Source organism: Burkholderia sp. LK4, assembly GCF_001043615.1.
Lineage (GTDB): Bacteria > Pseudomonadota > Gammaproteobacteria > Burkholderiales > Burkholderiaceae > Burkholderia > Burkholderia cepacia.
The window spans coordinates 112,353-124,524 of the sequence record NZ_LDUL01000006.1; the positions used below are offsets into that span (position 1 = coordinate 112,353).

The following is a 12,172-nucleotide window of genomic DNA, read 5'->3' on the forward strand; positions in this document are numbered from 1 at the left end:
CGGATGGCGGAGTGCCGCGAACCGGACGCATACTCGATGCATCCGGACGCCCCGTCATGCGAGCACGGGTGTCGGCCGGTCATCGATCCGCGGCGGCGGACAACGGAGCCCACCATGAACAATCTGAAGCCGATGACGATTGCGTTGCTTGCCGGATGCGGGATCGGTGCCGGTACCGTTCACGCGGCCGGCAGCATGGATGCGCCGCCCTGCAGCGCGGCGCATGCGGCGGATCAGGGCGGGATCGCCGCGATGCCGGGCACGTCGGTGCGCAGCTTTTCGACCGCCGGTTGCTCGGGCGCGGTGCTGCAGGGAGAACGGGCCACCGCGACGATCAACGGCGACCGGATCGAGCTGCGGGACGGCATCGTCTACGTGAACGGCCGTTCCTACGGCGCCGTCACACCGGCGCAGACGGTCGAATACGAAGCCGCGCACGACCGGCGTACGTTGAAGGTCGACGGAAAACTCCGCACGCCGGTGCGCTGAGTACACGCCGGGGCCCGCGGCAACCGCGTCGCGCCTAGTCGACCAGCGTCAGCCGGCCGTCGCTGAGCCGCACCTCGCGCCCGATCCACGCCGCGTCGACGCGCGGCAGCACGGCCGACGGCTTGCGCAGTTCGCGCAGCAGCGTCGCGCCGTGCGACAGCCGGCCGCCCATGCGCGCGATCACCGCACGCGCGGCCTGGTACTGCGCGTGCCGGCCCGGGTCGAGCGTGTCTTCCAGCAGGATGTCGCGGCCGAGCACGCCTTGCGTGTGGCCCGGATAGATCATGAAGCCGGCCGCCTCGTCGGTGCCTTCGCTGCCGTCCTGCCAGAAGCTGCCGTTGCGTTCGCGGCGATCGGGATGGGGCGCGAACCATGCGTCGCGGTCGGCGGCCGGCATCGCGTGATGCAGGCGGAAGAACACGCGCATCAGGTTGTCGCGATACCACTCGCGCACCTGCAGATACCAGCCGCGCATGCCGGGCGCGCCGAGCGCGTGGAGCACGCGGACGGGCAGCGGCCAGTCGGGAAACGCCTGCAACGGCAGATCGGCGGGCGCGGGCCGTGCGGTGCCCGGATCGGTTTCCCACGGCAGGCGATGCGGGCTGTTCTCGAGCTGGCCATACGCGGTCGGCGGACGGCCCCAGAGCGCGCCGCCGCTGCTCGCCAGCGATGACGCGATGCACAGGTTGCCCTGTACGACGAACACGTAGAAGCGCGTGAACCAGTCGGCCAGCTGCCGGCCGTCGGCGCGTTGCTCGACGAGCGCCGCGAGTTCCCGGTCGAAGCGCTGCAGGCCGCGTTCGAGCGTCGGCAGATGCCCGCGTGCGGCGCGCAGCATGCGCCAGAACACCGGCAGCGAACGCAGCAGCCGCAGCGGGCGCCAGCGCAGCGGCGGGGTCGCGCCGCCGATCTCGCCGCTGTAGTTGCCGGCCGATACGCCCCAGTCGGCGAGACGGGCGAGGAACAGGTCGTTGTTGATGTACGACGCGCCGCCGTAGAGCGCGGTGAATGGTTCGTTGTCCTGCAATACGCGTGCATCCCAGCGCGCCATGATGGCCGGGATGCTGCCGGCCGCACGCCGTTGTGCGTACTCGACCAGCCGGCTGGGCTGCGGCGGCAGGATCTCGGCGATGTTCGCGGCGGTCAGGTGCCGGTGCCATCCGTAGCTGCTGATCGGGCGATATTGCAGCAGCCACAGCTGCGTGCCGTCCCACGCCCATTCGACATCGCCCGGCACGTAGTGGAACGCGCGCAGCACGCGTTGCAGGAAGGTCCACAGTTGCGTCGCGCCCAGGCCGTGCGCGCCCGGGAACGTGCCGCGCTGCCAGGGCTCGCCGAGCCGCGACAGGATCGCGCGTTGCGGGCTGGCCTGGCCGTCGGCGAGCGATTCGAGGTGGCCTTCCACCCATTCGACTTCGACCGCGAGATGCCGCACGAACGCGATGCCCGACAGCACGGGCGTGATGAAGCGCTGCACGACCGTTTCCTCGAGGCCGCCGTCGAGCAGCTCGGCCACGCGCGCGGCGGCCTGCGAGGCCGGTACGCGCAGGAACGTGGTGTGCAGGCCCGCGTTGGCCGCATCGGCCTGGTCTTCGCCATGGCTCGACGAGCGGATCGCCCACTCGGCGTCGGGCTGGCTCGCGAGAAAGCCGGGCAGGCGCGGATCGTCGGCGCGGGTCAGCGACAGCGCGGGCGGCACGGGCAGGCCGGCCATCGTCGCCAGCGCCAGGCGCCCGCCCTTGGTGTGCGCGACGAAGCCGGCGTCGCCCGCTTCGAGCCACTGCGCGAATGCCGCCGGTGCGTCGATCCACGGATAGTGTCCCCAGCCGGCCTGCAGCGTGACGGTGAGCTCGGCGCGCGCGAGGATGGCCGACCATGCGGCGGCCTGGCGCACGCCGAGCACGGCGTCCTGGTCGCCCCACACGAGTTCGATGCGATCGGTGACCCACTCGAGCAGCGGCAGCGCGGTATCGGCGCGCACGAGATCCCAGTGCGGCAGGAACGCGCGGCAGCGCGCGTAGCCGGCGCCCATGCGGCGGTACTGCGTGCGTGTCCAGGTCAGGTTCGAGAACTTGCGGGCGAACAGCGCCGGGTAGTGCGCGAGCAGCCAGTGAATGGTCTTGCGCAGCGGTTTCGGCGCCATCAGTTTCGGCAGGCGCCGTTCCCACAGAAATGCGCCGACGGGCGCGAGCAGCACGCTGCGGCCGAAGTGGCCGGGGCGCCGTAGCAATGCGTGCAGCACCAGCAGCGCATTCACGCCGACCGCCATGATCGCGTGGCCCGGTTCGGTCGCGTCCAGCAGCGCTTGCGCATACGCGGCGAGATCTTCGCAGGGCGGCGCGGGGTTGTCGCCGAAGCCCGGCAGTTCCAGCGGCACGGGCCGGTAATGGCGGAAGTGGGGCAGCGTGTCGTCCCACCAGTCGGCCGCGCTGCCGTTGCCGGCGAGGAGGTACAGGATCGGTTTGCTCATGGAGGCTTCGTCGGCGGGCGATCGTCGCGGTGGCGCGCGCCCGGATGGGGCGGCGCGGCCGCGGATGCCGCTGCGCAGTTTCGTGTCGTCTTGTTCGCGTTGCGCCGGTGCGAGTGGAATGGAAGCGTGGCCCCGCTCGGCTTGATGGTTGCGCGCATTCTACTTGAGTCGACCCGGACGATAACCGCCATCTCGAACGCGACGCCATGCAGACGCAGGTCATGCATGACGTGTGCGGGAATGACCGATGCCGTCAATGAATCCCGCTCGTGGCCGGATGGCGCGAAGGCTTGTGCTGCGCGCCTTTCAACCCGGCGTCCATGGCGCGTTACGTGTCCGACTCGGCGCCGGCGCGCGGCGGGTGCCCGGTCCAGCGTCGATACGCATGGCGGAAGCTGCGCGGCTCGCTGTAGCCGAGACGTTCCGCAATGGCCGCGACCGTCAGCTCCGGATCGTCGAGCATCCGCACCGCCTCGTCGCGGCGCACGTCGTCGAGCAGCGACTGGAACGTGAGGCCGTCCTTGTCGAGCCGACGGCGCAGCGTGCGCTCCGTCAGGTGCAGCGCGTTCGCGAGCGACGTCATCGACTTGAAACGCGCGAGGTCGCGCGCCATCAGCTCCTTCGCGCGATCGGCGAAACGCGTGCCGACCGACGCGGCCCACTGCCGTTCGAGCGCCTCGCACTGGCCGTGCAGCGCATTGAAGCTGACTTCGTTCGCGAGCAGCGGCATCTCGGTGCCGTTCACGGACGTGAACACGAGCCGGTTGTCACCGGCATTGAACGCGACCTTGCAGCCGAAGTGGCGCGTGTAGTCGGCCGCGTTGCGTGGCGTGCGGCGCGCGAGCTGTACCTGCGCGGGCCAGACCGGCTTGCCGACGAGGTCGGACACGATCAGGCGCAGGCTCGACAGGCACATGTCGACCTGGAACACCTCGAGATCGGGCTCGCCGTTGTAGCGGCTGATGGTCACGCTCATGCCGTCCGCATGCGCATCGATACGCACGTCGAAATACAGGCCCATGAACAGCGGAAACTGGCTCATGCACCGGAATGCCTGCATGACGGAGCCGCTGATCAGCATCGCGTAGCCGGCGAGTCCGAGTGTCGATACGTGCAGCCGCGCGCCGATCGACAGCCCGATCGACGGCACGCCGCTGCGCTGCAGCAGGTTGTGGAAGCAGCGCTGCTCCTGGCCGCGATTCACGTGCAGGTTCGGCGACGCGACTTCGTCCGCGCCGAGCCCCGTGCCTTCGAGCAGCGCGGCACCGTCGATATGCCGCACGCGGCACTCGTCCAGCGCGACCGCGATCGCGTGGACGGTGGCGGGAATGTCCTCCTGGCGTCCGGCCGGGCGCGCGAGGCCGAGCGACGAACGCAGGCTGCGCTCGGCCCGGCTCTGGTTTCGATGAGATCGAGTGTCCATGGTGCTGACGGGGCGACTGGGTCGCGTAGAACATAGCCGGAATGTCCGCAAAACGCCAGTGCGGCACAGCACCATGCATGACGCGCCGGCGCGATACGCGGCGGGGTGTCCGGAAATATCCCCCGATTACGTCCGCATTTCTCATTCGTGGCGGAATTTTTGGCGCACCACACTTTCTTCCAGTCGTGCGCCGCCGGCCGTGCCGGGCGAACGAGTGTTGAAGCCGTGAACGCCACCTACGTGAGGACAGCATGGACAACGACAGCCCCGGTCGATACGCATCGGCCGCCGCGACGCAGGACTTCGCCGCACATGCGTTTCGCGGCGACGCGGACGAACGCCGCAAGCCGCACCTGCTCGGCCTCGCGACGCTGGTGATCTTCGGCCTCGCGTACATGCTGCCGATGACGGTGTTCACGACCTACGGGCTCGTCACGAGCGAGACGAACGGGCACCTGACGGCCGCGTATGCGGTCACGCTGGTCGCGATGCTGTTCACCGCGCGCAGTTATGGCCACATGGCGCGGCTGATGCCGAGCGCCGGTTCCGCCTATACGTTCGCGAGCCGCAATTTCGGCACGTCGGCCGGCTTCATGGTCGGCTGGGCGCTGCTGATGGACTACCTGTTCATTCCGATGATCAGCTACCTCGCGATCGGCATCTACATGAAGCAGATTTTTCCGATGGTGCCGGCCAGCGTGTGGATCGTCGGGAGCATCGCGCTGATCACGGGGCTGAACATCGTCGGCATCCGGCTCGTCAATCGCGTGAACCTGATCCTCATCGCGAGCCAGCTCGTGTTCATCGCGATCTTCGTCATCGCATCGGCGCGGGTCGCGGCAGGCGAGGGACTGTCGATGGCCGTCGCGTTGCCGTCGTCGGGCGATGCGCGCGCGATCTTCGCCGGGTCCGCGATCCTGTGCCTGTCTTTCCTCGGCTTCGACGCGGTCACCACGCTGTCGGAGGAAACGCGCGAGCCGAAGCGTACGGTGCCGCGCGCGATCCTGCTCTGCACGCTGGCGAGCGGCGTGCTGTTCATGCTGATCGCGTATGTCGGGCAGGTGGTGTTTCCCGACTGGCACGCATTCAAGGATCTCGATTCGGCCAGCCTCGAGCTGATGCGGCGCATCGGCGGCGGCACGCTGTCGGCGTTCTTCGTCGCCGTGTACGTGGCCGGCTGTTTCGCGAGCGCGATGGCCGGGCAGGCGAGCGTGACGCGCGTGCTGTTCGCGATGGGCCGCGACCGGGTGCTGCCCGAACGCGTGTTCGGCCACCTGCATGCGCGGCTGCGCACGCCGGTGCGCGCGACGCTCGCGGTCGGCGCCGTGTCGCTGTCCGCGCTGTTCGTCACGCTCGATCTCGCGTCGACGATGATCAGCTTCGGCGCGCTCGTCGCATTCGCGGTCGTGAACCTGTGCGTGATGCGCAGTTATCTGTGCCGCGCCGAGCATCGCCGCTTCGCGGGCTGGATCACGTTCGGCGTGATGCCGGCGCTCGGCTTCGCGATGAACGTGTGGCTCTGGTCGGGGCTGTCGCGCCAGACGTTCTACGTCGGCATCGGCTGGCTCGTGCTCGGGCTCTGCCAGCTCGCATGGCTGACGCGCGGCTTCACGCGCCCGGCGCCGACACTGTCGATGAACTGAATGATCGGGCGCGCCGCGCCGGACCTGAAACCCTGAAGGAGGAGTGAACCATGAACGCTGTTGACGTCAATCTCGATGCGGACCTGCAGGCGCTCGGCAAGCGCCACCTGCTGATGCATTTCACGCACGCCGATGCGTATCGCGACCACGCGCTGACCGTGTTCGACCACGGCGAAGGCTGCTGGCTCGTCGACCGCCACGGCAAGCGCTACTTCGATGCGCTGGCCGGGCTGTACTGTGTGCAGGTCGGCTACAGCCATGGCGCGGAAATCGGCGACGCGATCCGCGAGCAGATGGTGCGGCTGCCGTTCGCGACCAACTGGGGTGTCGGCCACGAGCCGGCGATCACGCTCGCGCACAAGCTCGCGACGCTCGCGCCGGACGGGCTGAACCGCGTGTTCTTCACGTCGAGCGGCTCGGAGTCGAACGAAGCGGCGATCAAGCTGGTGCGCCAGTATCACCAGTCGCGCGGCGAGCCGCAGCGGCGCAAGTTCATCGCGCGGCGTGTCGCGTATCACGGCACGTCGTTCGGCGCGCTCGCGCTGAACGGGATGACGAACTTCCGCAAGCATTTCGAGCCGCTGATGTCGGGCGTGCGGCATGTCGGCAACACGAAGCGCTACGGGCGCCCGGCGGGCGAGACGGAAGCGGAGTTCACGCGCCATCTGCTCGACGAGATCGAATCTCTGATCGTGCAGGAAGGCCCGGATACCGTCGCCGCGATCGTCGTCGAGCCGCTGCAGAACGCGGGCGGCAGCCTGACGCCGCCGGCCGGCTACACGGCCGGGCTGCGCGACATCTGCGACCGGCACGGTGTGCTGCTCGTCGCCGACGAAGTGATCTGCGGGTTCGGCCGGCTCGGCGAATATTTCGGCTCCGCGCGCTACGGGCTGAAGCCGGACGTCATCACGTTCGCGAAAGGCATCGCATCGGGTTACGTGCCGCTCGGCGGCGTGATCGCGAGCGACGCGGTCGTGGAAACGATCCTCGACGGCCCGCAGCAGATGTTCCTGCACGGCGCGACATACGGCGGCCATCCGGTCGCGTGCACGGCCGCGCTCGCGAACCTCGCGATCATGGAGCGCGAAGGCGTGCTCGAGAACGTCCGACGCAACGAAGCGGTGTTCCGCCAGACCCTCGACGGCCTGCTCGAACTGCCGTGCGTCGGCGACGTGCGCGGCGACGGTTACCACTACTCGCTCGAACTCGTGACCGACAAGGCCGCGCGCCGCTGGGCGGCCGGCATCAGCGCGCAGGCGTTCGTGTCGACGCTGCTCGCGCCCGCGATCTTCGACGCGGGGCTGCTGTGCCGCGCGGGCGTCGACCACGAAGGCACGCCGATCGTGCAGTTCTCGCCGCCGCTCGTGATGTCGCGCGACGAAATCGTGTGGTTCGTCGCGCAGATCCGCGACATCCTCGTCGACACCTTCGCGCGCGCGACGCGCTGAGCGCGACACCGGCATCCGTCACCACAGGAGCATTCGATGCGAACGTCACAACAGTCCTATATCGACGGCCAGTGGCTCGACCCGGCCGATGCGAAGGCGATCGACGTGATCGACCCGAGCACGGCGCGGCCGTATGCGCAGCTCAGGATCGGCGGCGCGGCCGACGTCGACCGCGCGGTGGGTGCGGCCCGGCAGGCCTTCGACACGTATTCGCGCTGGCCGGTGGGCGAGCGCGTCGCGCTGCTGCGGCGCGTGCTCGAGATCTACCAGCGCCGCTACGAGGAGGTCGCGCGGACGATCAGCCAGGAGATGGGCGCACCGATCGCATTCGCGCGTGCGATGCAGGCGGCGGTCGGCACCGCGCACCTCGAGCAGACGATTCGCGCGCTGCAGTCGTTCCGCTTCAGCACGCAGACCGATTCGCTGCTGGTGTCGCACGAGCCGATCGGCGTGTGCGCGCTGATCACACCATGGAACTGGCCGATCAACCAGATCGTGTGCAAGGTCGCGCCGGCGCTCGCCGCCGGCTGCACGATGGTGCTCAAGCCGAGCGAGATCGCGCCGTTCAGCGCGATCCTGTTCGCGGAGATCCTGCACGAAGCCGGCGTGCCGCCGGGCGTGCTCAACCTCGTGCACGGCTACGGGCACGAAGTGGGCGACGCGCTGTCGCGGCATCCGGAGGTCGACATGGTGTCGTTCACCGGTTCGACGCGCGCGGGTGTCGAGGTCGCGAAGGCGGCCGCCGATACCGTGAAGCGCGTGCACCAGGAACTCGGCAGCAAGAGCCCTAACCTGATCCTGCCCGACGCCGACATCGAGGATGCGGTCACGCGCGGTGCGCGCAGTTGCTTCAGCAACAGCGGGCAGTCGTGCAATGCGCCGACGCGGATGTTCGTGCATGTCGACCACCTTGCCGCAGCCGAGGTCGCGGCGCGCAACGAGGCGGCGCGCACCGTCGTCGGCGATCCGCGTTCGACGGAAACGGGCATCGGGCCGGTTGTCAGTCGCACGCAGTTTGACCGCATCCAGCAGCTGATCCAGTGCGGGATCGACGAAGGCGCGACGCTCGTCGCCGGTGGTACCGGTCGGCCCGACGGGCTCGGCGACGGTTTCTACGTGAAGCCGACGGTGTTCTCCAACGTCACGCCGGGCATGACGATCGCGCGCGAGGAGATCTTCGGGCCGGTGCTGTCGATCCTGACCTACCGCACCGAGGACGAGGCGATCGCGCTCGCGAACGATTCGGTCTACGGGCTTGCGGCATACGTGCAGACGAAGGACCTCGAGCGCGCGCGCCGGGTCGCGGCACGGCTGCGGGTCGGCAACGTGCACATCAACTATCCGGCGTGGAACCCGGCCGCGCCGTTCGGCGGCTACAAGCGTTCGGGCAACGGACGCGAGTATGCGGAGTTCGGCCTCGTCGAATATCTGGAGACGAAGGGCACGACGGGGTACGCTTGAGCGACGCGCGCCCCTGCCCCGGTTCGCGACGACAAGCGACGAGCGAGCCGGCGGGCGGCGGCGCGATTCCGGCGACGGCACGCTGCGCGTGCCGCGTCGTTTCATCGTTTCATCGATTGAGGGGAGTTCGACGATGCGGGTGAAGGAGACGGCAGCGGGCCGACGCGATACGGCCGCGAACGTGGAGGGCAGTACACGATGAAGATCCTGATCGCCCGGATGAACCACGAGACCAACACGTTCTCGCCGGTGCCGACGCCGCTCGCCGCGTTCGGCCGCAACGGCCCCGACTGGGGCGACGATGCGAATCGCGCGAATCGCGGGATGCGCACCGCGATGGCCGCGTTCCTCGACGCGGCCGAGCGTGAAGGCGCCGGGATCGTCACGCCCGTATCGGCGGCCGCGAACCCGAGCGGGCCGGTCGCGGCCGACGCGTATGCGGCGATCTGCGATGCGATCGTCGCGGCCGCGCCGGGTTGCGATGCCGTGATGCTCGACCTGCACGGCGCGATGGTCGCCGAGCAGAGCGCGGACGGCGAGGGCGACCTGCTCGAACGCGTGCGCGCGGCGCTGCCCGATGCGCCGATCGCGGTCGCGCTCGACCTGCACGCGAACGTCACGCAGAAGATGATCGATCACGCGGACGTGATCGTCAGTTTCAAGACTTATCCGCACGTCGACATGTACGAGACGGGCGAGCATGCGGCGCGGTTGCTATTCGACCGGCTTCACGGTCGCGCGCGGCCCGTGCTCGCGTGGCGGCAGCCGCCGCTGATGACGTCGACGCTGCGCAGCGCGAGCGCGGAAGGCGCGATGAAGCGCGCGGTGGAAGCCGCGCGCGCGGCCGAGGCCGACGGGATGCTCGCGGTATCGGTGCTTCCGGGTTTCTCGCTCGCGGACATTCCCGCGCCGTGCATCAGCGTCGTGGTGGTGGCCGACGGCGACCGCGCCGCGGCCGACGCGGCGGCCGAGCGCATCGCGCGGCAGATCTGGGACGCGCGCGACGAATTCGTCTATCGCAGCGCGCCGCTCGCCGAATCGGTCGCGCAGGCGGCGGCGCTCGCGCGTGACGCGGATCGCCCCGTGCTGATGCTCGATCACGGCGACAACTGCATGTCGGGCGGCCCGTGCGACACGATGGACCTGCTCGAAGCCGCGCTCGCGCAGGGCCTCGACGGCATCGTCAGCGGGCCGCTGTGCGACCCGCAGGCCGTCGCGGCGCTGATCGACGCGGGAGTCGGCGCGACCGTGACGGTGCCGGTCGGCAACCGCTTGCCGTCGCACGGCGGCGTGCGGCGCGAGCCGTTTCGCGCGACCGGCATCGTGCGTGCGCTCACCGACGGCGAATACGTAATCACGGGGCCGACATACACGGGCCAGCGCGCGTACATGGGCCGCACGGCCGTGCTCGATATCGGCGCGGCCACGCTCGTCATCACCGAGCGTACGCAGGAGCCGTGGGACCTCGGCGTGTTCGAGAGCGTCGGCGTCGATCCGCGCCGCGCACGCTTCCTGCTGCTGAAATCGCGGATGTATTGCCGGCCGGTGTTCGTGCCGATCGCGGCCGCGCTGGTCGAGTGCGACAGCCGCGGCGTGACGGGTTCGGACTACGGGCTGTTTCACTACGAGCGGCTGGCGCGGCCGGTGTATCCGCTCGACGACGTCGGCGAGTGGCCGTCCGGCGCGCGACGGACGGGTTGACCGAAACGAACCGGGTGCGGGACGCCGGATTCGGCGGCTTTCGGGCATCATGCGGTGGTTTCGACCCGTCGAGCAGCAGGGTCGAGCCAACCATTGCATCCGCAACCGATCCGGAGAACCGACCGCCATGCATTCGAATCCTTTCCGCCCGCGCAGCGCGCGCCTGCTCGCCGCGCTGACGCTCGCCACGACGGCCGTTGCCGCGCACGCCGCCGACTGGATCGTGTCCGGCAACGACGGCAAGTACCAGCGCGTCGAGGGCCGCGACACCTATCTCGCGTCGCCGCCCGCCGACACGCTGACGCTGCTCGACGCCAGCACATTCCCGCCGAAGGTCGCGCGGCAGGTCGACCTCGAGAACGGCATCCAGGGGCCGCCGCAGGCCGTCGCGATCACGCCCGACGCGAAGCTCGCGCTTGTCGGCGCGCCGACGCGCTACGACACGGCCGCGAAGCAGCTCGTGTTCGACACGTTCCTGCAGGTCGTGAATCTCGACGCCGCGCCGCCGTCGGTCACGCGCATCGAGCTCGGCACGCATCCGCAGGGGATCGCGATCGACCGCTCGGGCAAGCTCGCGCTCGTCGCGAACGTCGACGGCAGCGTGTCGATCCTTCGCATCGACGGCACGCAGGTGACGCTCGACGGCAGCCTGAAGATCGGCAAGAAGCGGCTGGCCGGGATCAGCTTCACGCACGACGGCAAGCATGCGCTCGTGTCGCTGCGCGACGAGCAGGGCATCGCGGTGCTGAACGTCGACGACGGCAAGGTGACCGACAGCGGGTCGCGCCTGAGCACAGGCGTCGCGCCTTACACGATCGACGTGTCGAGCGACAACCGCTGGGCCGTCGTCAGCAACGTGGGGCTGGCCGGGCTGCCGGGTTATACGGGCACGCTCGCGGGCGATGCCGATTCGGTCGCGCTGATCGACGTGTCGCGCGTGCCGTTCCGCACGGTCCAGTACCTGACGGTGCCGTCGCTGCCGGAAGGCGTCGCGATTTCGCCGGACGGGAAGTGGATCGCCGTGCAGGCGATGGACGGTTCGAACCTGACGGCCGACAATCCGGGCCGCCACAAGATCGGCAAGGTGCTGCTGTTCGAAATCCGTAACGGGCAGGCCGTGAAGGTGAGCGAGGTGCCCGGCGGCGAAGCCGCGCAAGGCATCGTGTTCACCGCGGACAGCCGGCACGTGATCGTGCAGTTCAACGTCGAGCGGCAGCTGGCGTTCTATGCGGTGGAAGGCGGCAAGCTGCGCGATACGGGCAAGCGGATCGCGCTGACGGGCGGGCCGTCGTCGTTGCGGACGTTGCCGCGCTGACGCGCACGGCATCCGTTCGTCCAGTTCTTCACGTTCATGCGGCGCCCGGGTTCGCCGGGCGCCTGTCAATGCACCTCCCGGTGCGCCGCCGTTGCAACGCAACAAGTGGCGGAGATGCGTATCCCGATCTGCTTAACGCCCGTTTGTTTAGTTAAACAAACTGAAAATTCGGGAAAATTCTCGTGGTGAATAAACAGTCGTTACGGCACTGTAAGCCCCTGG

8 protein-coding genes are annotated in these 12,172 nt (G+C 69.2%); 6 read left to right on the plus strand and 2 right to left on the minus strand.

Features of this window, described 5'->3' with window-relative positions:
- Positions 1–114 precede the first annotated feature (114 nt).
- A complete protein-coding gene (locus tag VK92_RS02345) occupies positions 115–489 on the plus strand; it encodes a hypothetical protein (protein ID WP_048029125.1) in 375 nt (124 codons plus the stop codon).
- Positions 490–523: 34 nt separating this feature from the next.
- Here the strand turns inward: VK92_RS02345 and VK92_RS02350 are convergent, their stop codons facing one another.
- The gene (locus VK92_RS02350; RefSeq protein WP_048029123.1) at positions 524–2,959 is read right to left on the minus strand and encodes a PEP-utilizing enzyme; all 2,436 of its coding nucleotides are present in this window, start codon (positions 2,957–2,959) and stop codon (positions 524–526) included.
- A 328-nt stretch (positions 2,960–3,287) separates the two neighbouring features.
- Positions 3,288–4,382: an AraC family transcriptional regulator gene (locus VK92_RS02355; protein ID WP_021160131.1), complete on the minus strand. Its 1,095-nt coding sequence runs from the start codon at positions 4,380–4,382 to the stop codon at positions 3,288–3,290.
- A gap of 251 nt (positions 4,383–4,633) precedes the next feature.
- Between VK92_RS02355 and VK92_RS02360 the strand changes: the two genes are divergently transcribed.
- From VK92_RS02360 to VK92_RS02380, 5 genes are all read left to right on the plus strand, one after another.
- Positions 4,634–6,025: an APC family permease gene (locus tag VK92_RS02360; protein ID WP_048029121.1), complete on the plus strand. Its 1,392-nt coding sequence runs from the start codon at positions 4,634–4,636 to the stop codon at positions 6,023–6,025.
- A 50-nt stretch (positions 6,026–6,075) separates the two neighbouring features.
- Positions 6,076–7,473: an aspartate aminotransferase family protein gene (locus VK92_RS02365; protein WP_048029120.1), complete on the plus strand. Its 1,398-nt coding sequence runs from the start codon at positions 6,076–6,078 to the stop codon at positions 7,471–7,473.
- A 36-nt stretch (positions 7,474–7,509) separates the two neighbouring features.
- Positions 7,510–8,934 (plus strand): aldehyde dehydrogenase family protein, encoded by a 1,425-nt coding sequence (locus tag VK92_RS02370; protein WP_048029119.1) that lies wholly within the window; start codon positions 7,510–7,512, stop codon positions 8,932–8,934.
- Positions 8,935–9,132: 198 nt separating this feature from the next.
- Complete coding sequence (locus tag VK92_RS02375) at positions 9,133–10,635, plus strand: M81 family metallopeptidase (protein WP_048029117.1); 1,503 nt, start codon at positions 9,133–9,135, stop codon at positions 10,633–10,635.
- 127 nt (positions 10,636–10,762) lie between these two features.
- A complete protein-coding gene (locus VK92_RS02380; RefSeq protein WP_048029116.1) occupies positions 10,763–11,950 on the plus strand; it encodes a beta-propeller fold lactonase family protein in 1,188 nt (395 codons plus the stop codon).
- Positions 11,951–12,172: the final 222 nt, after the last annotated feature.